The sequence below is a fragment of the Escherichia sp. B1147 genome (genome assembly GCF_001660175.1).
In the GTDB taxonomy this organism is placed as follows: domain Bacteria; phylum Pseudomonadota; class Gammaproteobacteria; order Enterobacterales; family Enterobacteriaceae; genus Escherichia; species Escherichia whittamii.
Map to the genome: position 1 here is coordinate 119,484 of NZ_LFHY01000003.1, position 22,721 is coordinate 142,204.

At 49.2% G+C, this 22,721-nt stretch carries 20 protein-coding genes; 6 read left to right on the forward strand and 14 right to left on the reverse strand.

Annotation, left to right across the window (positions count from 1 at the left end; all coding sequences use genetic code 11):
- The first annotated feature begins 12 nt into the window (after positions 1-12).
- On the forward strand, positions 13-102 hold the full coding sequence (gene pmrR, locus A9180_RS22345; protein WP_074399408.1) for an LpxT activity modulator PmrR: 90 nt from the start codon (positions 13-15) through the stop codon (positions 100-102).
- Here pmrR and pmrB read toward each other — a convergent pair.
- The 7 genes from pmrB to melR all read right to left on the reverse strand — a co-directional run bounded on the left by pmrB (position 78) and on the right by melR (position 9,536).
- Entirely contained in the window at positions 78-1,178 is a 1,101-nt protein-coding gene (gene pmrB / locus A9180_RS01825) for a two-component system sensor histidine kinase PmrB (protein WP_187649014.1), read from the reverse strand. The two genes, pmrR and pmrB, sit on opposite strands and share 25 nt — an antisense overlap.
- The gene (basR, locus tag A9180_RS01830; RefSeq protein WP_064525700.1) at positions 1,179-1,847 is read right to left on the reverse strand and encodes a two-component system response regulator BasR; all 669 of its coding nucleotides are present in this window, start codon (positions 1,845-1,847) and stop codon (positions 1,179-1,181) included.
- The gene (eptA, locus tag A9180_RS01835; protein WP_064525703.1) at positions 1,844-3,487 is read right to left on the reverse strand and encodes a phosphoethanolamine transferase EptA; all 1,644 of its coding nucleotides are present in this window, start codon (positions 3,485-3,487) and stop codon (positions 1,844-1,846) included. The genes basR and eptA overlap by 4 nt, the downstream gene beginning before the upstream one ends.
- A gap of 105 nt (positions 3,488-3,592) precedes the next feature.
- Positions 3,593-4,930: an arginine/agmatine antiporter gene (adiC, locus tag A9180_RS01840; RefSeq protein ID WP_064525706.1), complete on the reverse strand. Its 1,338-nt coding sequence runs from the start codon at positions 4,928-4,930 to the stop codon at positions 3,593-3,595.
- 136 nt (positions 4,931-5,066) lie between these two features.
- A complete protein-coding gene (gene adiY, locus A9180_RS01845; protein ID WP_064525708.1) occupies positions 5,067-5,828 on the reverse strand; it encodes a DNA-binding transcriptional activator AdiY in 762 nt (253 codons plus the stop codon).
- Positions 5,829-6,161: 333 nt separating this feature from the next.
- The gene (gene adiA / locus A9180_RS01850; protein WP_077883483.1) at positions 6,162-8,429 is read right to left on the reverse strand and encodes an arginine decarboxylase; all 2,268 of its coding nucleotides are present in this window, start codon (positions 8,427-8,429) and stop codon (positions 6,162-6,164) included.
- A 198-nt stretch (positions 8,430-8,627) separates the two neighbouring features.
- A complete protein-coding gene (melR, locus tag A9180_RS01855) occupies positions 8,628-9,536 on the reverse strand; it encodes a transcriptional regulator MelR (RefSeq protein WP_064525714.1) in 909 nt (302 codons plus the stop codon).
- 282 nt (positions 9,537-9,818) lie between these two features.
- On the opposite strand from melR, the gene melA reads away from it, so the two are divergent.
- Positions 9,819-11,174 (forward strand): alpha-galactosidase, encoded by a 1,356-nt coding sequence (gene melA, locus A9180_RS01860; protein WP_064525717.1) that lies wholly within the window; start codon positions 9,819-9,821, stop codon positions 11,172-11,174.
- Here the strand turns inward: melA and A9180_RS01865 are convergent.
- The 5 genes from A9180_RS01865 to A9180_RS01885 all read right to left on the reverse strand — a co-directional run bounded on the left by A9180_RS01865 (position 11,171) and on the right by A9180_RS01885 (position 17,926).
- Positions 11,171-11,821 carry a DUF2238 domain-containing protein gene (locus A9180_RS01865; RefSeq protein WP_064525720.1) on the reverse strand — a complete coding sequence of 217 codons (651 nt, stop codon included), beginning with the start codon at positions 11,819-11,821 and terminating at the stop codon, positions 11,171-11,173. The genes melA and A9180_RS01865 overlap by 4 nt on opposite strands.
- Positions 11,822-11,943: 122 nt before the next feature.
- On the reverse strand, positions 11,944-13,590 hold the full coding sequence (gene fumB, locus A9180_RS01870; protein WP_064525721.1) for a class I fumarate hydratase: 1,647 nt from the start codon (positions 13,588-13,590) through the stop codon (positions 11,944-11,946).
- A 77-nt stretch (positions 13,591-13,667) separates the two neighbouring features.
- On the reverse strand, positions 13,668-15,008 hold the full coding sequence (dcuB, locus tag A9180_RS01875; RefSeq protein WP_000899528.1) for an anaerobic C4-dicarboxylate transporter DcuB: 1,341 nt from the start codon (positions 15,006-15,008) through the stop codon (positions 13,668-13,670).
- 570 nt (positions 15,009-15,578) lie between these two features.
- On the reverse strand, positions 15,579-16,298 hold the full coding sequence (dcuR, locus tag A9180_RS01880) for a two-component system response regulator DcuR (protein ID WP_064525723.1): 720 nt from the start codon (positions 16,296-16,298) through the stop codon (positions 15,579-15,581).
- On the reverse strand, positions 16,295-17,926 hold the full coding sequence (locus A9180_RS01885; RefSeq protein ID WP_064525725.1) for a sensor histidine kinase: 1,632 nt from the start codon (positions 17,924-17,926) through the stop codon (positions 16,295-16,297). Before A9180_RS01885 ends, dcuR begins: the two co-directional genes overlap by 4 nt.
- Positions 17,927-18,105: 179 nt before the next feature.
- Between A9180_RS01885 and yjdI the strand changes: the two genes are divergently transcribed.
- From yjdI to ghoT, 4 genes are all read left to right on the forward strand, one after another.
- Complete coding sequence (gene yjdI / locus A9180_RS01890; RefSeq protein WP_064525726.1) at positions 18,106-18,336, forward strand: 4Fe-4S mono-cluster protein YjdI; 231 nt, start codon at positions 18,106-18,108, stop codon at positions 18,334-18,336.
- Positions 18,337-18,347: 11 nt separating this feature from the next.
- Entirely contained in the window at positions 18,348-18,620 is a 273-nt protein-coding gene (locus tag A9180_RS01895) for a GNAT family N-acetyltransferase (RefSeq protein ID WP_000405647.1), read from the forward strand.
- 230 nt (positions 18,621-18,850) lie between these two features.
- Complete coding sequence (ghoS, locus tag A9180_RS01905) at positions 18,851-19,147, forward strand: type V toxin-antitoxin system endoribonuclease antitoxin GhoS (RefSeq protein WP_074399409.1); 297 nt, start codon at positions 18,851-18,853, stop codon at positions 19,145-19,147.
- 26 nt (positions 19,148-19,173) lie between these two features.
- Positions 19,174-19,347 carry a type V toxin-antitoxin system toxin GhoT gene (gene ghoT, locus A9180_RS01910; protein WP_064525730.1) on the forward strand — a complete coding sequence of 58 codons (174 nt, stop codon included), beginning with the start codon at positions 19,174-19,176 and terminating at the stop codon, positions 19,345-19,347.
- Between the two features lie 118 nt (positions 19,348-19,465).
- On the opposite strand, the gene lysS is transcribed toward ghoT, so the two are convergent.
- A complete protein-coding gene (gene lysS / locus A9180_RS01915) occupies positions 19,466-20,983 on the reverse strand; it encodes a lysine--tRNA ligase (protein ID WP_064525732.1) in 1,518 nt (505 codons plus the stop codon).
- A gap of 236 nt (positions 20,984-21,219) precedes the next feature.
- Entirely contained in the window at positions 21,220-22,677 is a 1,458-nt protein-coding gene (gene dtpC, locus A9180_RS01920) for a dipeptide/tripeptide permease DtpC (RefSeq protein ID WP_064525734.1), read from the reverse strand.
- Between the last annotated feature and the right edge of the window lie 44 nt (positions 22,678-22,721).

Below are 22,721 nucleotides of genomic sequence, written 5' to 3' on the forward strand. Positions count from 1 at the left end.
GAGGAGAGTGCAATGAAAAACCGTATTTATGAACGTTTAACTACCGTGTTCAGCGTGTTGGTAGTCAGTAGCTTTCTCTATATTTGGTTTGCCACGTACTGATCTTTCTTCAGCCGTACCCAGGCACGCGTACCGGAAGTTTCTTCCCGGTTTTGCAGGAAAAACTGCCCGTGATGCAACTGCGTGATGCGGCTGACAATACTTAATCCCAGACCAATTCCGCCATAACGGCTGTCCATTCGTACAAACGCTTTACTTAACTCCCCGCATTTACTCTCATCAATACCCGGCCCTTCATCTTCAACGGCCATTACCGCACCGCCATCTTCTTGCAGTTTAATCATAATGTTGCTGCCTTGTGGGCTGTAACGATGGGCATTTTCCACCAGGTTTCGCAATAACATCCGCAGCAGGGTAGCATCGCCCGGGACGGTGATGTCGGCGGCGCTTTCTGGCAACAGCAAGGTTTGCTGACGCTGGTCGAGCATGGTACTTAACTCGTCATACGAGGGCAGAATCACATCTTCTAGTAGTTTTACATGCTGATAATTACCCGATGAAAATGATTGGCCAGCACGCGCCAGTTGTAACAACTGGGAGACGCTCTCCATCATCTGATCAAGTCGCGCCACTAACGGCGCTACATCAATGTGATGCGTTTTCGCCAGCAACTCCAGATGCAAACGTACTCCCGCCAGCGGCGTTCGCAGTTCGTGAGCGACGTCAGCGGTAAACAACCGTTCGTTATCCAGCGTGCTGGTCAGGCGAGATACCAGATCGTTCAAAGCCGAAACCACCGATTCGATTTCGAGGGTGGCACTGTGAATGGCAATGGGCGTTAAGTTGTCGGCGGTACGCGCTTCCAGCTCTTTTTGCAGCTCCGCCAGCGGACGGGTGATGCGCCGTACCGCCTGATAGCAGATAAATAGCGTCAGGCTGACCATAAACACGCCGGGGACAATCAGACTGGCAACCGCTTCGCGGATCTCACGCATGATGTGACGATCGTTGTTGCGATTGTCGCGTAACGCCTGCTCAAATAGCTGAATCTGCTCGGTACTCTCATGCCATAGCCAGAAGACGCTAATCAGCTCAAACACCAGCAGAATGGCCCCGATGGTCAATATCAGCCGCTGGCGCAGCGATATTGGCCGACGCAGAAAACGCATCAGATTCAATTAGTTCTCCTCATTTACGACCAGCATATAGCCAAAGCCGCGTACGGTGCGGATGCGCGACTTACCTACTTTGTCGCGCAGGTTGTGAATATGCACTTCCAGGGTATTGGTCGAGGGTTCGTTGTCCCAGTTATAGATGTCGTTGTAGAGAATTTCCCGATGCACCGGGCTGCCGGCCTTGAGCATCAAGCGCGACAGCAGAGCATATTCTTTCGGCGTCAGAATCAGTTCTTCACCGCCCATCCATACCTGACGGCGCCCCATATTCAGCGTCAGGTTGCCAACAATCAACTCGCTTTCGCCCTGATTATTATGGCGTCGCAGCAGGGCGCGGATGCGGGCGTGTAACTCTTCCAGTGCAAAAGGCTTCACCAGATAGTCGTCGGCCCCGACATCCAGCCCGGCGATTTTGTCGGTCAGGGTGTCGCGGGCGGTGAGGATCAGCACCGGCAGTGTGTATTTTTTCTGTCGGATGCGGGCGAGAAAATGCAGCCCATCTTCGTCAGGTAAACCTAGATCCAACACCACCAGGCTGTAATGACCCGCTTCAAGACTTTGCTCTGCCATCCGAGCGGTTGTGACGCCGTCGCAGGCGTAGCCTTCGGTTTGTGCCGCCAGAATCAGTCCCTGCAATAACAGCGTATCATCTTCAACAATTAGAATTTTCATTCAGTCACTCTCCTGCAAGTTTGCAGAATATCATCCGCGGCCTGGTAATACTTCGTTTCGACGCCGGTTAATCCCAACAGCGTTGAGAATAAATTGTCTTGTGAATAGTGCTGCGTTTGCGCCTGTTTTTGCAGGCAGTTCTGGTCAACCTGATACCGCTTTTGATAATCCTCCGACAGCCACAGCAGCATTGGCACCTGTTTTTGGCTATCCGGGGCGATGGCATAAGGCAGGCCGTGCAGATAGATGCCATTTTCACCTAACGATTCACCGTGATCAGAAAGATAAACCAGGCTGGTGGTAAATTTATCCTGATGTTCTTTCAGCAGATTAATCGCTTTATCAACAATATAGTCAACGTAGACCAGCGTGTTGTCGTAAGTGTTCACCAGTTGTTCTTTCGAGCAGTTTTGGATCTCGTTGGTGTCGCAAGTGGGGGTAAATTTCCTGAACTGCGGCGGATAACGGTTGTAATAGGTCGGGCCGTGGCTGCCGATGGTGTGTAATACAATCACGCCATCACCTTGCAGATTATTGATGTACTCTTCCAGCCCGTGGAACAGCACTTCATCATAGCATTCACCGTTGATGCACTGACCAGGCAAGTTCAGCGCAGTGACGTTCTGGTGAGGTACGCGGTCGCAGACGCCTTTACAGCCGCCATCGTTATCATTCCACAGTACATTAATGCCCGCCCGTTGGATGATATCCAGCACGCCTTCCTGGTGCTGTGCCAGCTCTTCTTTGTAATGCTCACGCGGCATATCCGAGAACATGCATGGCACTGAAACTGCCGTTGCCGTGCCGCAAGACGCGGTATTGGGGAAATAGACCACGTTATCTTTCGCCAGCCGCGGGTTAGTTTCACGCGGGTAGCCGTTGAGCGAGAAGTTCTCTGCCCGCGAGGTTTCGCCGACGATCAAAATGGTCAGATTTTTACGTTTCTCGTTTTGCATTAACGGGTTGCGGTGAGCATCCTCACCAATGCGCACCAGCGGCAGATTTGCCCGTCGCTGGTGGGAATACCATGACCAGCTGGCGACAATGCTGTTAGACGGGCTTAAGGATTTCACCAGCTCTTTGTTGTTGCGAAACAGCGAGGCGTAGTCTTTATAAAACAGCGCGGCGACCAGCAGAATCAGCAGCACTGAAATCAGGATATTGGCCCCACGGAAAAGAACGCTGCGCAGACGCGAGGTGGCAGGTTTGATTTTAATCCAGCAGGCTATCAGCGCCGCAAGTACGCCGCTTAACCCTAGCGTTAATAACATTTGTGGTGTCATCAGCGCATAACTTTCTGCCGGAGTGGTATCAATAATATTGGCAATCATCGAGCGGTCGATGACGATGCCATAGGTCATGATGAAATATTGCGCCGACGCGCCGACCAGAATAAACAGGCACGCCAGCGGGCGATTAAGCCATAAGAAAGAGCCTAGCGTCAGGACAATATTCATCACACTAAACGCGACGACTGGCATTGATAAGAAAACCAGTACGTTATGCAGTGAATCCAGCGGTAACGCCTGCAACACTTGTTTAAAAAAGGCAATATTCAGGCAGATAGAGATATAAAAAGCAGCCAGCAATAGCCAGGCGAGTAAATTCAAAGAGGGTCTTTTTAGAAGGCGCTTCAACATCACGGTGTTTCCATCAAACAAAGTGCGCATATGTTCGCAAAGCAAAGTTAAGCCAACCTTAAGTTCTTAAGGTTGGCTTATGCGTTTGCTGGATTAAGGGGGGACTTAATCTTTACTGATCGGTGCATCTAAAGGATAGGGGTTTTTATGCATCCGGTTGTAGTTCAGCGCATACATGGCTGTGATTACCATCAGAGTGACGAATGACCACATGACCTCTTGTGCGCCAGAACCGACCACCGCCCAGATACAGTAAAGGAAGGCGATAGTTGTGATGGTCAGGTACGCCGGGCGCGCTTTGCCAAAGTGACCGTGACCTAAAAGCAGTAAAGCGGCACAGGTGTAAAGATAAGGCACGAGGGTAAAGATCACCGATACGGAAGACACCAGACCAAACTCTTTGGTTGCGTTTGGCGAGATGCTGCTGAACTGGAAGATAGTCATCAGAATACCAACGATAATCAACCCGGCAACAGGGGTACCCGCTTTGTTAACGCGGGCAAAAATAGGGGGGAACAGACCGTCATCGGCAGCCGCTTTCGCCGTTTGCCCGGCCAGTAGTGTCCAGCCGCCCAGCGAGCCTAAGCAACCTGCCGCTGCGCAGAAGGAGACAATGGCCCCAGCGGTATCGCCCAGCGCCATCCGCGCGGCATCGCCAAAAGGTGAGGCGGAAACGCGCAGCGCGGCATTAGGGATCATCCCCATAATTGCAGTGGTCGAGAGCACGTAGCAGACGGCGGCAATCAACACCCCGCCAATGGTGGCGATAGGCACGTTGCGTTTCGGGTTTTTCACCACGCCCGCCGCAACGGAAGCACTTTCTACCCCAATAAACGACCACAACGTTACGTTTAAGGTACTTTGAATCGCACCGAAAGTACTCAGCCCACTCACGTTCCATGCTGCCATATACGTTTCACTGTGGAACCAGAACCAGCCGAATACGGCAATCCCGACAATGGGGATCAGCGCCAGCACAGTGGCGACAGCCTGCACGCGGGTGATCATTTTTGGACCGACGATATTAAGCAGAACGAAGATCCACAGCACCACCACACAGGTGATGGTTAATACCAACGGATCTTTGAGGATGGGGAAGAAGTAGCTTAAATATCCTACGCCAATGACCACCATGGCAATATTGCCGATCCAGCAGGCCAGCCAGTAGAGAACGTTTGTTTGATACCCGAGGAAAGGGCCAAAGCAGCGGCGCGCGTAGGCGTATGAACCGCCAGGGCTGGGATCGAGGAAAGACATTTTGGCGTAGACCATCGACAAAGCCAACGCACCGATAATCGTCACCAACCATCCATATATGGCAATCCCGCCAGTCGAGGCCAGGTTTGCAGGTAACAGAAAAACACCTGACCCCATAATATTCCCCGACACCATCAGAGTGACGGGGATTAAGCCCACTTTGTGAGCGTCAGCATCCGAAGACATAATTAAACTCCTGCGAAGGTGAGCTTCATGACAATAAATTAAGTCATATCATACGCCTACATTCGCGAGTTGAATTATTCTCAACCGGGTTATCGCTGATGCTGTTATTAATATAGCTCTTCGTTCAGGTTATAAATCAGGCGACAGAACGTTCTCTGTGCTGACTAACATAATGGAGAGGCGTCATACCATAGAAGTCTTTAAATACAGATATAAAATAGGAAGTGCTGTTGTAGCCGCAGGATTGTGATACCTGTGAGATATTTTTGCCGTCCATCATTAATTCATTTACGGCATAACGCATACGGCAGGTGGTGATTATTTGGCTATAACTGGTGTTTTCACTTTTCAGTTTTTTCTTTAACAAGCTGGGGCTTAGACATAAACAGCTGGCTACCATACTAAGATTCCAGTCTTTATGAATATCGCTTTCAATTATTTGATAAACGCTGTCACTTACACAATTACGTAACATATACATCATAAGAGAAAGGAATTTTTTACTGTCGAGGAAACGTGATAGCACAGTGAATAATAATGCACGAGTACGCTCTTTTTCTGACTCTGTTTCAGCGGGCATCATGCTATGTTGAGCCGCGACGCGAAAGAGGTCTAGTGTCAGGCATGGTAAGGCCAGGACTGGGGTAGCGCTTCGTTGCCAGACGGGTATTTTTGAGAGATCTTTATTCAGAAAACGGAGGTAATCTTTGATGATGTCATGACTAATTTGCGCAACCAAAGTGTTATTAAGTGAGGAGACATCAATAATATTATTTTCACAACTTAATAACGCCATGTGGTTAGCCTTCAGGCTTATAGGTTCTTTCCCATTAACCCTTAACCAGACATCTTTTTCAGTCAATAAAACAATACAAGGTTGGTCGCTGCAAATCCTCATACATGTACTCCTGAATGCAAATAAAAGACCCGTTTTCGCCAGGAAGAGCGATACGGGGAAATGGTTATATAATTGTATGACGAATCAAAACATGCATAAAAATAACGTGTTTTACTAATATTACAAATTTTTATAGTAATTTCTCATGTACAAAAATTTTTACATGCTGAAAAAGTGTAAATAACAGGCAAAAAAAAGCGCGGGGTGGGACCGCGCAAAAAGTATGACATTTTTGTTTGCAGCAATTTTTATGAAAACGTTGCCATACTCAAAAGGCCTCAGGCCAGGCGGCGTAATGTTATTTAAACAATTACGCCTTCAGCGGAATAGTGGTTACGCTTTCACACACATCACGTGGTAAATACCATCAATAATTTCGGTACCTTCAGTTTCGTGTTCGAAACCAGGGAAATGATGATCCCAGGATTGTAGTGAGCGTAAATAGCTTACCTGCGGACTGTTTTTATCGCCGAAGTTTTCGCCAGAGAGCAGCATTGGGATTCCTGGCGGATACGGGATGACAGAGTTCGCCGCAATACGTCCAGGCAGGTTTTCAATGGATACCAGTTCGACGTTGTTATCGACAATCGCGTTGTAGGCTTCACGCGGGGTGATTTCAGCCACCGGCAGGCCAGAATAGGCTTCGTTCAACCGTGCGCCTGGGTTGTTTTCTTTCAGCCAGGCAAACATTTTGTCGCCCAGATCGTGAATACCCATATTCGCGTAAGTGTCAGGATATTGCGCAGCAAGTTCCGGCATCACCAGCGCCAGCGGTGTATTAGCGTCGTAGTGGCGTTTGAAAGAGCAAAGTGTGTTAACCAGAGTTCCCCATTTCCCACGGGTTACGCCCATAGAGAACAGGAACATAATCTGGAAGTCAGTGGTGCGGGTTGGCACAATGCCGTGACGACCAAGCCAGGCGGTGACCAGTGCAGCAGGTACGCCAGTCTCTTCCAGTTCGCCGTCTTCTCCCATCCCCGGCGCGAGGATGCTGACTTTAATCGGGTCGAGCATGCTCCAGTTGTCCGGGATATCTTTAAAGCCGTGCCAGCTTTCGCCTGGGTGCATTACCCAGCAGTCCTGAACGGTGGTCAGCAGTTTGCTCGGCGCGTCGGCAAAGTCATAGGTTTTGCTAGTTTCCGGGTCGGTAACCACGTCTTTATTCCACGGTTTAAAGAACCAGTTTCCTTCGTCGGTAAATTCTTTATACAACCGCGCCATTGCCTGACGGAAATCGACCGCTTCGTCGATCACTTCCTGCGTCAGCGACAGGCCGCTATTGCCGTCCATCATCGATACTGCCACATCGTTTGATGCGCAGATGGCATACAACGGAGAAGTGGTGGCATGCATCATATATGCCTGATTAAAGCGAGAGAAGTTAATCGCGCCACGGCCTTCACGCACATGAATGTAAGACGCCTGCGACAGCGCATTCAGCAGTTTGTGAGTGGAGTGGGTCGCGAAAACGGTTGGGCCGTTATGATCGCCCGGTTCACCGCGCATGGCGTAGTGATCGGCATAGATCGGGTTAAAACGCGCATAACCGTACCAGGCTTCGTCGAAGTGCAGACGATCGGAGGTTTTTTCCAGCAGATCCTGCGCTTCTTTGGCGTTGTAGCAGACGCCGTCGTAGGTGCAGTTGGTTACCACGCAGTAAGAGGGTTTTTGCCCAACTTTATCTTTGGTCAGCGGGCTTTCGCTGATTTTCTTCTGTAAGGTTTCAGGCTGCATTTCCTGCGGGTAGATTGGCCCGATAATGCCGTAGCGGTTGCGGCTTGGCACCATGTAGACCGGTTTCGCGCCAGTCAGCATTAAGCCTTGTTCGATGGATTTGTGGCAGTTACGGTCAACGACCACCACATCGTTATCGGTCATGCAAGCCTGCATGATGGTGCGGTTAGAGCCAGAAGTCCCGACGACGACTGACCAGGAACGATCGGCGCCAAATACGCGCGCGGCATATTTTTCGCTTTCGCCAAATGCGCCAGTATGGTCAAGTAAAGAACCAAGGGAAGTTCTTTCGATGCCCATGTCGGTACGGAACAGATTTTCACCATAATAGTCATGGTAGAAACGTCCAGCTGGCGTTTTGGTAAAGCCGACACCACCCTGGTGGCCCGGTGCGGCCCAGGAATACTCGTGGATGTCGCTATATTTCATCAGCGCGCTGAACAGTGGCGGTAACAGTTGCTGACGATAGCGGGTCATCGCAGCAACGGCGCGTCCAGCAATAAAATCGGCGGTATCTTCCAGAATCCAGGCGAATTCATCGACAAGCTCCAGCAGGTCGCGATCCATTGCAGCGAGGGCTTTTTCCCGATCGCCCAACAGGAAGACCGGCACGTTTTGTTGGCGCTCATGAAGCTTACCGATCAATTCTCTGACGTTTTGATGTTCGTCTGGATGTTCCATTTGATAGCTGAACATCAGACAATCAATGGCCTCATTTGAAGAGAGAATGGCAAAGCCGTCATCAAAGGAGGTGGATTTAATCACGGTAACATTTTGCTGGCTTAATGCATTTGCCAGACGCTCAACGGCGCTACCGACCCAGGTGTCCTGATGGAGAAACTCGCTTTCAACAATTAATACTTTCATCATTGCTTACCCGGTTATGAAGGAATCTTTGTTGCGGGCAAGTATCTTCTGGGTATTTCAGGCTGTAAAGCGAGTGAAAAACAGTCACTTTTGTTTTTTTTATTTTTATAAACAAGTGATTACATTGATTTTTAAAGTTGTTTTCACTGCTTATTATCGACAGCTAAACTATTTTTTTGGCTGATACTGATATCATCTTTATCCGGGAAGCGTCTGGCGGCGTTGTTGGCTAAGTTTGCGGTATTTTTGCGGCGACATACCGACATATTTGCCGAAAGTGCTGTAAAAGCGACTGCTCGAACGAAAACCTGCTGTCAGGGCAATATCGAGAATACTTTTATCGGTATCGCTCAGTAACGCGCGAACGTGGTTGATGCGCATCGCCGTAATGTACTGTTTCATCGTCAATTGCATTACCCGCTGGAAGATCCCCATCGCATAGTTGGCGTTAAGTTTGACGTGCTCGGCCACGTCGTTGATGGTTAGCGCTTGATCGTAGTTTTCTGCAATAAAGCCCAACATCTGGCTGACATAAAACTGTGCATGGCGCGAGACGCTGTTTTTGTGCGTACGCGAGGTTTTATTGACCAGAACCGGCTCCCAGCCAGAGAGACTAAATCGCTTGAGCATCAGGCCAATTTCATCAATGGCGAGCTGGCGGATTTGCTCATTTGGGCTGTTGAGTTCCTGCTGCCAGCGACGCACTTCAAACGGACTAAGCTGTTGTGTCGCCAGTGATTTGATCACCATACCGTGAGTGACGTGGTTTATAAGGTCTTTATCCAGCGGCCAGGAGAGAAACAGATGCATCGGTAAATTAAAAATCGCCATGCTCTGACAGGTTCCTGTATCTGTTAGCTGATGTGGCGTACAGGCCCAGAACAGCGTGATATGCCCCTGATTGATATTCACTTTTTCATTGTTGATCAGGTATTCCACATCGCCATCGAAAGGCACATTCACTTCGACCTGACCATGCCAGTGGCTGGTGGGCATGATATGTGGTGCGCGAAACTCAATCTCCATTCGCTGATATTCCGAGTACAGAGATAGCGGGCTGCGGGTCTGCTTTTCATCGCTGCTACACATAAAGGTATCAGTATTCATGGATGGCTCTCTTTCCTGGATTATCAGAATTATGACATGAGCAGGTGAGGATGACTGCGAATGGGAGCACGGTTTTCGCCCTCTTCCCGGAGGGACGAGGGGATCGTCAGAGCAGCAGAAGGCCGAAATCTCTGCTTTTTAAGTAATTTATTCCCATAAACTCAGATTTACTGATGCTTCACTCAGGATCTGAGTTTACGGGAATGTTCAGCGGGGAAGCCGGAAGTTTTCTGTGGTATCGCCTGCCATGATGAAGACATTCAAGCAAGCCAGGAGATCTGCATGATGTCTGCACCCAAAATTACATTTATCGGCGCTGGTTCGACAATTTTCGTTAAGAATATTCTAGGTGATGTGTTTCACCGTGAGGCGCTGAAAACGGCGCATATCGCTCTGATGGACATTGATCCCACCCGCCTGGAAGAGTCGCACATTGTGGTGCGCAAGTTGATGGATTCAGCAGGGGCCAGCGGCAAAATCACTTGTCACAGCGAACAGAAAGAAGCCTTACAGGACGCCGATTTTGTCGTGGTGGCGTTTCAGATTGGCGGTTATGAACCCTGCACGGTGACGGATTTTGAGGTCTGTAAGCGCCACGGTCTGGAACAAACCATTGCCGATACGCTGGGGCCGGGCGGCATTATGCGTGCGCTACGTACCATTCCACATCTGTGGCAGATTTGCGAGGACATGACGGAAGTTTGCCCCGATGCCACCATGCTCAATTACGTTAACCCGATGGCGATGAATACCTGGGCGATGTATGCCCGCTATCCGCATATCAAACAGGTGGGGCTGTGCCACTCGGTGCAGGGAACGGCGGAAGAGCTGGCCCGCGACCTGAACATCGATCCGTCCACGCTGCGTTATCGTTGCGCAGGTATTAACCATATGGCGTTCTACCTGGAGCTGGAGCGCAAAACCGCAGACGGCAGTTACGTGGATCTCTACCCGGAATTGCTGGCGGCTTATGACGCAGGCCAGGCACCGAAACCGAATATTCATGGTAATACTCGTTGCCAGAATATTGTGCGCTATGAAATGTTCAAAAAGCTGGGCTACTTCGTCACGGAATCGTCAGAACACTTTGCCGAATACACGCCCTGGTTTATTAAGCCAGGTCGCGAGGATTTGATTGAGCGTTATAAAGTGCCGTTAGATGAGTATCCGAAACGCTGTGTTGAACAGTTGGCGAACTGGCATAAAGAGCTGGAGGAGTATAAGAACGCCTCCCGGATTGATATTAAACCGTCGCGGGAATATGCCAGCACGATTATGAACGCTATCTGGACCGGTGAACCGAGTGTAATTTACGGCAACGTCCGTAACGATGGTTTGATTGATAACCTGCCGCAAGGATGCTGTGTGGAAGTGGCCTGTCTGGTTGACGCCAATGGTATTCAGCCAACCAAAGTCGGTACGCTGCCTTCGCATCTGGCTGCCCTGATGCAAACCAATATCAACGTACAGACGCTGCTGACCGAAGCCATTCTCACCGAAAACCGTGACCGTGTTTACCACGCCGCAATGATGGACCCGCACACCGCCGCCGTGCTGGGCATTGACGAAATTTATGCTCTTGTTGACGACCTGATTGCCGCTCACGGCGACTGGCTGCCTGGCTGGTTGCACCGCTAAGGTGTAATTGCTTCCGGCGCTCTGGTGATAAGGCCATAGCGCCGTAACTGGCGACAGTGAAGACGAGCGAGCAATATCACGGTAGTTAATGCGCCCAGCAGCGCACAGAACATATCGGATTGCGTGTCCCACTGGTCGCCCTGAGTACCGAGAAAATCATCCGCTCCCTGGCCCATCGCCAGCGCCGCCCACCACTCGATCAGTTCATACATCGCGCTAATCGCCAGCGCTACGCAGCAGACCAGAAACGCCACCATTTTACGTCCGCGCACGTACATCCCGCGCAGGAGGATTTCTCGTGCTGCCAGCGCAGGTACCAGCCCCTGGAAAAAATGTCCCAGCTTGTCATACGGATTACGGCTCAACCCTAACCATTCCTGCACGTCAAAACCGATGGGGACTTTCGCGTAGGTGTACTGCCCGCCGACCATCAGGATGATGGCGTGAAAGAAAATCAGCGTATAGAGCAGCGGTGTTAACGGGTAACATCTGGCGGTGGCAAGCAGTAGTGGCACCACGATAATCACGGGTGTCACCTCCATCAACCAGGTGAGTTTGTCATGGGCCGAAATGCCGGTGTAAATCAGGATTAACGTTAGTACCAGCGCGCCGGAGTTAAGAATTAATGGCTTGAGTGTGCGGATCATGGTGAGTTCGCAAGTCAGGGAAAATACTGACTATTCACCAGCAAGTGTGAAATTACAACTGCAGAAGAGGTGGCCCGGGGGGATCACCAGGCAGCATGCCGCCAGGCGCCGGGCCGAAGAGGTTACTTAGTGCAGTTCGCGCACTGTTTGTTGACGATTTGCTGGAAGAAGTCGTTGCCTTTGTCATCGACCAGGATAAACGCCGGGAAATCTTCTACTTCGATTTTCCAGATTGCTTCCATACCCAGTTCCGGATAAGCGACGCATTCCAGATGCTTGATGCTCTGCTGCGCCAGTACCGCCGCCGGGCCGCCGATGCTGCCGAGGTAGAAGCCGCCATGTTTATGACATGCATCGGTGACCTGCTGACTGCGGTTACCTTTCGCCAGCATGATCATGCTACCGCCGTGGGATTGCAGCAGATCCACGTAGGAGTCCATCCGGCCTGCTGTGGTTGGGCCAAGTGAACCAGAAGGATAACCGGCGGGTGTTTTTGCCGGACCCGCGTAGTAGATCGGGTGATCTTTGATGTACTGCGGCAGCTCTTTACCAGCGTCGATCAGCTCTTTCAGCTTGGCGTGCGCAATATCGCGACCCACGATAATGGTGCCGGTGAGCGACAAACGAGTGGACACAGGATATTGCGAAAGCTGGGCGAGGATCTCTTTCATCGGGCGGTTGAGATCGACTTTCACCGCTTCGCCTTCACCAGCCTGGCGCAGTTCTTCCGGAATGTACTGGCCTGGGTTGTGTTCCAGTTTTTCGATCCAGATACCTTCGCGGTTAATTTTCGCTTTGATGTTACGGTCAGCGGAGCAGGAAACGCCCATACCGACCGGGCAGGAAGCGCCGTGACGCGGCAGGCGGATTACGCGGATATCGTGGGCAAAATATTTACCGCCAAATTGCGCGCCGAGGCCGAGTTTCTGGGCTTCTTCGAGCAGTTCCTGTTCCAGTTGTACATCGCGGAACGCCTGACCGTGTTCGTTCCCTTCAGTCGGCAGTTCATCATAATAGTGAGCACTTGCTAACTTAACGGTTTTCAGGTTGGTTTCCGCAGAAGTGCCGCCAATCACAAACGCGATATGGTACGGTGGGCAAGCTGCAGTACCGAGGGTACGCATTTTCTCGACGAGGAAGTTTTTCAGTTTACCCGGAGTCAGCAGGGCTTTAGTTTCCTGATAGAGATAGGTTTTGTTGGCAGAGCCGCCACCTTTGGCGACGCAGAGGAATTTGTACTCATCGCCATCCACCGCGTACAGGTCGATTTGCGCAGGCAGGTTAGTGCCGGTGTTGACCTCTTTGTACATGTCCAGCGGTGCGTTTTGTGAATAGCGCAGGTTATCTTCGATATAAGTGTTATAGACACCTTTCGACAGTGCTTCTTCATCACCGCCGCCGGTCCATACGCGCTGACCTTTTTTACCAACAATGATCGCGGTGCCGGTATCCTGGCAGGTCGGCAGTACACCTTTGGCGGCGATTTCGGAGTTTCTCAAGAATTGCAGCGCCACGTACTTATCGTTCTCGCTGGCTTCAGGGTCGTGAAGAATAGAAGCAACCTGTTTCTGGTGTGCCGGGCGGAGCATGAAAGAGGCGTCGTGGAAGGCTTGCTGCGCCAGCAGGGTCAGGGCTTCTGGTTCCACCTTCAGAATGGTTTCGCCGTCGAATTCGGCAACGCTAACGTAATCGGAAGTGAGCAGATAGTATTCGGTATTGTCTTTCCCCATCGGGAAAGGCGCCTGGTAGATAAATGGTTTGTTTGACATAGCTTCCAGCCTGTAACTCTGTATTTATTATACGAAAATGGCGTGCCGCACAGCGACGGGCGGCACGCAAAGTGCATTTATAAGAACCCGTACATCGCGGCGAAGATCCAGCCAAAGACGCAAGATACGCTCACGCCAATCAACCCTGGCAGAATAAAGCTGTGGTTGATGACGAAGCGGCCGATGTGGGTGGTGCCGGAACGGTCAAACTGAATCGCTGCCAGATCGCTCGGATAGGTCGGCAGGATATAATAACCGTAGCAAGCCGGTGCTGAAGCCACGATGTAAGCCGGGTCAACGCCAATCGCCAGTGCGACAGGAACAATCGCCGCCAGCGCCGCGGCCTGGGAGTTTACAAACTTGGAAACCAGCAGCAGAACAATGGCATAGGCCCACGGATACTCTTTCACCATTTCACCCAGTACGCCCTGAATTTCAGACATATGCGCACCGAACATGGTTTCTGCCATCCATGCAATACCGTACACCGCCACGATGGCGATCATACCGGAACGGAAGACTTCGTTTTTTGAGATAGACGCGGGATTGGTTTTGGTCAGGATAATAATCAGCGCGCCGGTTAGCAGCATAAACATTTGAATAACCAGCACCATCGACAGCGGTTTGCCGCCGAAGGATGGACGCAGGTCCGAATCAGCACCGAGAAGTGCGACCACGGCGATTGCCCCGAGGAAGATCCACATAGCCAGCCAGTTACTTTTCGGCAGCTTTTTATCCAGCAGCGTCGCGGTATCACCGTAAACGTATTCACGGTTTTCCGGTACGGAGATGAATTTCTGGAACTCTTCGTCTTTATCCAGATCCTTACCGCGGAACCAACTGAAGATACCGATTGCCAGGATACCTAACAAAGTAGATGGAATGGTGATAGCAAGCAGGTCGAGGAACTCAAGATGACGACCATCAAAGGTAACGTTACCCAGCATTGCGACCAGTGATACTACCGCAACCGACACCGGGCTTGCGATAATCCCCATCTGGGCGCCGATAGAACTTGCCGCCATCGGACGTTCCGGACGGATATTGTTCTTAATTGCCACGTCGTAGATGATTGGCAGGATGGTGTAAACCACGTGACCTGTACCGCAAAGAATGGTCAGCGTACAGGTAACAAACGGCGCGACAATGGAGACATATTTCGGATTGCGGCGCAGCAGTTTCTCGGCAATTTGCAGCATGACGTCAAGGCCGCCCGAGGCTTGCAATGTGGCCGATGCCGCCACCACCGCGATGATAACCAGCATAACGTCAACCGGTGGTTTACCCGGCTGAAGATGGAAGACGAATACCAGAATGACGAGGCCGATACCGCCTAATAAACCTAGTGCAATACCGCCCTTTCTGGCACCATAGAACAGACATATCAATATTATGATAAGTTGGATAGTAAATAACATTTGTGACCCCTCACGATAATCCCATTTAAATTTCTACTGAATAGAACGCAGTCTCGTTCTGTTTCGTATGAACTTTTTTCAGAGCCTGACTAAATATCCTTTTGGTCGTTACTGGCCTGAGTAATTACTTCACAGTGAATATTGGCTGATTCAGGCAGCGATAAATTAATACACTGTGATAAGCGACTTTTTCAGAGAAAAATACTCTCTGGCGATGGGGTTATAGTTTGTGCTGCGCAGATGTTAATGGTTTGTTTTTCACTATCTTATTGATATTTATTAGTATGTTTTATGTTCTAAGGGTGATTATCATTTAGGTTATAGATTATTCTGATCTACCCATTTGTGGGTAAAAATACACATAATGCGGGTGACATAATAGTTAATTAACTTTTGTTAGCGTTTTGAAATTAAAAACACTATTTATCCTAAAGAATATTAAATTGCTGGGATGAGAAGGGGATAATTATATTTGATCTGGCACAAGTTTTACTGATGGGTGATGTAACTTGTGCCAGTGTTCTTTTGCATTACTGCAATAATTGTTACTTGCGGATAACCAGGGATGTGTTATTGGCAATATTGTTTCAGCAATGAGTAATGTTCCGCTTGAATACGGTAACGGTAAACCGGACGACCAGTTACGCCATAATGGATGCTGGTAAATAAGATGTGGCAGTTGACCAGCCAGATTAGGTATTTGCGACAGGAAACGCGCGAGATGTTCACCTCGTTGGCCAACTCGTCGGTTGAAAACTCATAATCCTGATGAGCGTCGATCCACTGGCACAGCGTGCGAAGGGTCTGCGGTGTTAACCCTTTCGGCAGGCGGCGGGTGTCCTGTTCGTTGGAACTGCTGCCGTGGATCAGCTGATCCAGCTCGGCCTGGTCATAATATTGATGCTTCTCCAGCGCCATTTTCTTTTGTCGCCAGCCGGTGAGCGCCTCTTCAAAGCGTGATGCCTGGAATGGTTTGATCAGGTAATCAACAACGCCGTAATGCAGCGAATCTTTAATCGTCGCGGCATCGGCGGCGGAAGAGATGACAATCACATCGCTTTTGCAGCGAGCGTTATGCAGTACCGGAAGTAAATCGAGCCCGTTCTCTTTCTGCATATAGATATCGAGCAATATCAGGTCAATAGGCGTGTCGCTGTTGAAAATAATCTCTTTGGCTTTTTCCAGTGTCGAGGCCGTTCCGCAGCATTGAAAGCCCGGGATCTGCGCCACGTATCGGCGATTCAGCTCCGCCACCATTGCGTCATCATCGATAATTAATACATTGATCATTTGCTCGACTTCTCCCCGTCCCAGGGTATCTGGACAAAAAATTGTGTGAAAATCCCGGGTTCCGATTCTACGGCGATACTGCCGCCGAGATTTTCTACCTGTTGTTTGACAAGTGCTAAACCGACGCCTCGTTCGCTTCCTTTAGTCGAGACACCTTTGTCAAAAATGTGAGCGATTTTTTCGGGGGCGATCCCCGGTCCATCATCGTTAACTTCACAGTGCAGCCAGCCGTGGCGGTAGTGCAATGTTACGCTGATTTCGCCACCGGGTTCCGGCCCTAATGCCTCTAGTGCGTTTTCTATCAGGTTTCCCAGCGTGGTAATCAGCGTCGCGACCTGGTCTTCACTGCCGCTGTCTGGCAACTGGCTTTCGCTGTTTAAAATCAACGTATGGCCTAAATCGGTCGCGCGGTTAATCTTGCTGATTAAAAAACCAGCGATAACCGGAGATTTGATCTTGCCCAGCAGAGAGCCAATCTCTTCCTGATAGTTATTGGCTGTTTTGAGAATGTAATCTTCCAACTGCTTATAACTCTTCAGATGCAATAATCCGAGAATCACGTGCAATTTATTCATAAATTCGTGGGATCGTTCACGAAGTGCGTCAGCATAGTTGACCAGGCCATCGAGTCGCTGCATCAGTTTACGTACTTCAGTTTTGTCTCTGAAGGTTGAAATGGCACCGATGATAATGCCATTACTGCGCACCGGAACGGTGTTGATCAGTAATAGCCGATCTTTGACGGTAATCTCTTCGTCACGGCGCGACGTACCGTTGCGTAACACAGCCGAGACATCCACCACCTGTGACCATGCCTGACTTAGCGTTGAGAGATTCTCGTCATCCTGCGATTTGTGGTAGTTAAGCAACTCTTGCGCGGCATCGTTGATTAGCGTGACTTCGCCGCGATCGTCCACGGCCACAACGCCTTCTTTTATTGACTGCAACATAGCCTGGCGTTGTTCAAATAGGGTGGAGATTTCGTAGGGTTCCAGACCGAAAAGCATTTTTTTCAGCACTTTAACCAGAATGCAGGTGCCGATGAGCCCTACCAGCATGCCAAATAACACCGACCAGATAATACTCCAGCGACTGTCGTTGATCTGTTGAGTTACACGGCTTAATTCAAGGCCGATCGCCACTACGCCAATCTGTTTATTATTTTCATCATAGATGGGGGTAAATACGCGCAAGGCCTGCGCGAGGAAGCCGCGATTGATAGCAACATTTTCTTCGCCATTCAGCGCTTTAAGGATGTCATCACCTTTAAATGGCTGACCAATACGCTGGGGTTCAGGGTGCGAGTAGCGAAGGCTTTGCATATCGGTAACGACAATAAACAGCAGATCGTTACGTTTGCGCACGGCTTCCGCGATGGCCTGGATATCGCTGTCCTGCGGTTTTTTCTGCAAGCCCTGACGGATTTCCGGCGAATCGGCAAGGGTACGCGCTACAGCCAGCGCCTTGTTGGCCAGTCCGTCACGCGTCATGTCACTGATTTGCGAGAAGTAAATCAGATGCACCACCAACAGCACCGAGAACAGCACCGCGCTGACCATTAAGATCACTGTGGTACTCAACTTCATCGGACGTTTGCGTAGCATGCGGTAGGGCAATGAATGTCTCATCAGCTTCCTTGTGTGACAAATTTCTTAAGCATTATCCCTGATGAGGCGGGTAATTCAAAGGGAGTAAGAATGATTGGCTATATAGGGGAAGAGGCTCTGACAACTGAAACAGCCAGTGCTGTATGAAGATTCCGGGCTATGCTTATAGCGAAAATCATACTCAGGATGGAGGGTTGTTTATGGATCAAGAGCTAGTGGATACCGGTTATCGCTGCTATACCGGCGAAAAGATTGATGTCTATTTTAACTCTGCAATATGTCAGCATTCCGGCAATTGCGTACGTGGCAACGGCAAGTTATTTAATCTCAAACGTAAGCCGTGGATCATGCCGGATGAAGTCGACGTTGCCACTGTAGTGAAAGTGATTGATACGTGCCCGAGCGGCGCGCTGAAATACCGTCATAAATAAGTGAGGGAAAAATGGAAATACGTGAAGGCCACAATAAATTTTACATCAATGACGAACAGGGCAAGCAAATCGCTGAAATTGTCTTTGTGCCGACCGGAGAGAATTTAGCGATTATCGAACATACCGATGTCGATGAAAGCCTGAAAGGACAAGGGATTGGTAAACAACTGGTGGCGAAAGTCGTAGAAAAAATGCGCCGGGAAAAACGAAAAATTATCCCACTATGCCCGTTTGCGAAACATGAATTTGATAAAACGCGTGAGTATGATGATATTCGCAGTTGATGGGAGAGTACGGAGTAACGATATTTTTTATGCGCTCCGTGGTGTGATGCATGGGAGTATCTGAAGGGTAGGGGGATGCACAAAGAATGGTCAGAGAGAGCGTTTTTTTGTCCCAAATCATCCCCTCTACTGAGCAAAAAAAAGAATATCTCCTATATGAATGAGAAGGAACAATCGGGGTTAATAAATTTTGCATCCCCAGGGCATTTAATATTGATAGGAGTCATATTATGGAAGGTAAAAAAAAGTTCAATACTTATGTTGTTTCTTTTGATTATCCATCATCTTATTCCTCAGTTTTCTTAAGGTTAAGATCATTGATGTATGATATGAATTTTTCCTCTATAGTGGCTGATGAGTACGGAATACCACGACAATTGAATGAAAATTCTTTCGCAATAACGACATCATTAGCCGCAAGTGAAATTGAAGATTTAATCAGGCTCAAATGCTTAGACTTACCGGATATTGATTTTGACCTCAACATTATGATAGTCGACGACTATTTTCGTCAGTTTTACAAATAGATGGGGAGGATAAGAAGATATTCAAAATGACACTATTCTCTAAAATATTAATTTTTTATGTGATTGGTGTGAACATATCCTTTGTCATTATCTGGTTTATCTCGCATGAGAAAACACATATTCGTTTACTTAGTGCATTCCTGGTAGGCATAACCTGGCCAATGAGTCTGCCTGTGGCATTACTTTTTTCTCTTTTTTAGGAGCTGTGGTTGAGTGGACCCGCTGGTTATCTTGAAACGAAGCGTCTCTCCTCAAAACTGGATTTGCGGAACGACGAACGAAGCAGTCGCCTGGCTGCTTCGTTCATTAAAGTGAAACTTATTTCTGTGGACGCATCGCCGGGAAGAGAATAACGTCGCGAATAGTATGGCTGTTAGTAAACAGCATAATCATTCGGTCGATACCAATACCCAGACCAGCGGTTGGCGGCAGACCATATTCCAGCGCAGTCACGTAATCTTCGTCATAGAACATAGCTTCGTCGTCACCTGCAGCTTTAGCGTTAACCTGTTCCTGGAAACGTTCAGCCTGATCTTCTGCGTCGTTTAATTCGCTAAAACCATTACCGATTTCACGACCACCGATGAAGAATTCAAAACGGTCGGTGATTTCCGGGTTAACATCATTACGGCGTGCCAGCGGTGACACTTCTGCCGGATACTCAGTAATAAAGGTTGGCTGAATCAGATGTGCTTCTGCCACTTCATCAAAGATTTCGGTGACAATACGTCCCAGCCCCCAGCTTTTCTCTACTGTAATACCGATAGATTCAGCTAATGCTTTAGCGGCATCAAAATTATCCAGGTCGGCCATATTGGTTTCTGGACGATATTTTTTGATTGCTTCGCGCATGGTGAGTTTTTCAAACGGTTTGCCAAAATCAAACACATGCTCACCATAAGTGACTTTAGTGGTACCCAGTACATCCTGTGCCAGGGTACGGAACAGCGACTCTGTAAGCTCAATCAAGTCGTGATAATCCGCATACGCCATGTAGAGCTCCATCATCGTGAACTCAGGATTATGACGTACAGAAATACCTTCATTACGGAAGTTACGGTTGATTTCGAATACCCGCTCAAAACCACCAACAACCAGACGTTTCAGATACAGCTCCGGCGCAATACGCAGGTACATATCCAAATCAAGGGCATTGTGATGAGTGATAAACGGGCGAGCAGATGCCCCACCAGGGATTACCTGCATCATCGGGGTTTCTACTTCCATAAACCCACGAGCAACCATGAATTTGCGGATAGCGGCCAGAATTTTTGAACGGACAACAAAAGTTTGACGTGATTTATCGTTAGCGATTAGGTCGAGATAACGTTGACGATAACGGACTTCCTGATCCTGCAAACCATGGAATTTATCTGGTAAAGGACGTAGTGCTTTGGTCAGCAGGCGTAACTCAGTACAGTGAATGGAAAGTTCACCAGTTTGCGTCTTAAACAGCGTACCGCGGGCACCGATAATGTCACCCAGGTCCCATTTTTTAAACTGATCGTTATAAACACCTTCTGGCAGGCTATCTCGAGCAACGTACAGTTGAATACGGCCACCGACATCCTGCAACGTTACAAAGGAGGCTTTCCCCATGATACGACGGGTCATCATTCGTCCAGCAACCGAGACTTCAATGTTTAAGGATTCCAGTTCCTGGCTATCCTTCGCATCGAACTCTTCGTGCAACTGGTCAGAGGTATGGTCGCGGCGAAAATCATTGGGAAACGCCACTCCTTGTTGACGCAGTGCTGCCAGTTTTTCGCGACGATTTCTCAATTCATCGTTAAAATCAATAGCCTCATTGGCTCCTCGTGTTTCTTGTTCAGACATTTTGGTTCCTCTAAATCCAGCTTTCAATTTAGCGTAGATAAAGAGGCAGATCGGTACACTGTATTATCTGCCTCGACTCTTTGTAACTCAGTTCATCTTATCTTAACCAACGCTCATCTCAAGTTGATATCACTAATAAATAATCATTAATGTGGTTTAAATGACTTGTAAACATGTATTTACTAGTGTGATAAACTGAAAATCAATAAATTCATAACTGATTGTTTTTGCAATAGTTAATCGTTACTCTCCTGTATCATATTAGTCGGCGTGCTAAACAGAAATCGGGTAGCAAAGGCCAATACCACGATGATCGCGACACAAGCCAACGTCCACTCTCCCATCTGAGAAAAGAATCGCTGGTAAGCTGCAATTGCCATACCGCTAATTTGCGACTCTGTCGTCTGTTGTGCCACTACGCCTGCCAGCCAGTTGGCGACCGCGCCTGTTGCCAGCATATAAATACCGGTTAATACGCCAGACATTTTCAGACGCGTAATTTGCGCAATCGCCACTGGGTCAATAAAGAGTTCGGCAAAGCCCATTAGCGCCAGCCCGGATATCATCACGCCCATTGACGCCTGGCCGCCAGCCGCTGCATGTCGGGCATCAAATGCCAGTAACATAAAGCCACAAGCCATCAGCAGTAAGCCAAAGGCAAACTTCAGCCAGACGCGTAACGTTGAGTTGCCGTGGTTATCTGGCGATGCCAGCCAGGCAAGTACAACCCCAGCGAGCATCACCGCAATTGCATTCACCGACTGGAATAGCGCAGTAGGTACTTCAATATTGAATGCCTGACGATTCACAAAGCGATCGATAAACAAGCTGATGGTACTGCCGCCCTGTTGTGCCAGTACCCAGAACAACGTCCCGACAAACATCAGCAATACAATTTGCCAAAGAGCACGACGGTGTTCGGGGAATTTGATCATCATGCGGGCAATGATTTGTGCAGCAATAAGGCAAACGATCGCCAGCAAATATCCGGACCAGTTGTTCTCCAGCAACAGGGTAAAAAATACTGGAGCTAAACAGAGCATCACCACCAACCAGCCCCATACCGGTAAGGCAAACTTCACATTAGTGAGCGCTTTTTTATCCATACTACGCGTGGACTGGAAATGACGATGACCACTTAAGAAAATCAACAAGCCGATAAACATGCCGCCACCCGCAAGGGCAAAGCCAACATGCCATCCATACCACTGTGCAGCCAGGCCGCAGGCGATGGGGGCTGCGATAGAACCGATATTGCCCGCGGCATACAGCAGCGAAAAACCGCCATCACGTCGATGATCGTTCTCGTCGTAGAGCTCGCCAAGTAAACAGCTGATGTTTGATTTGAATAAACCGTAGCCACAAATAATGATTGCCAGCGCCAGATACAGGCTAAAGGTTGAATTTGTATCAATGCCCAGCACCACATGACCAAGGGTCATTAACAGCGCGCCGGCAATCACTGCAGTGCGGTTGCCGAGCAGGCGGTCGGCAAGCCAGCCGCCGAGAATAGGGGTAACGTAAACCAGAGAAGCATATGCGCTGAACAGGCTGATGGCATGGTTATCATCAAAACCAAGCTGATGGGTGAGATAGAGAATGAGTAAGGCACGCATGCCGTAAAAACTGAAGTACTCCCAGATCTGGATCGCCACGATATAGTATATCGCGCGCGGCTGTGAGGGTGTTTTCATGTGTCCTCCTTATGAGCAAAAAAGGGAAGTGGCAAGCCACTTCC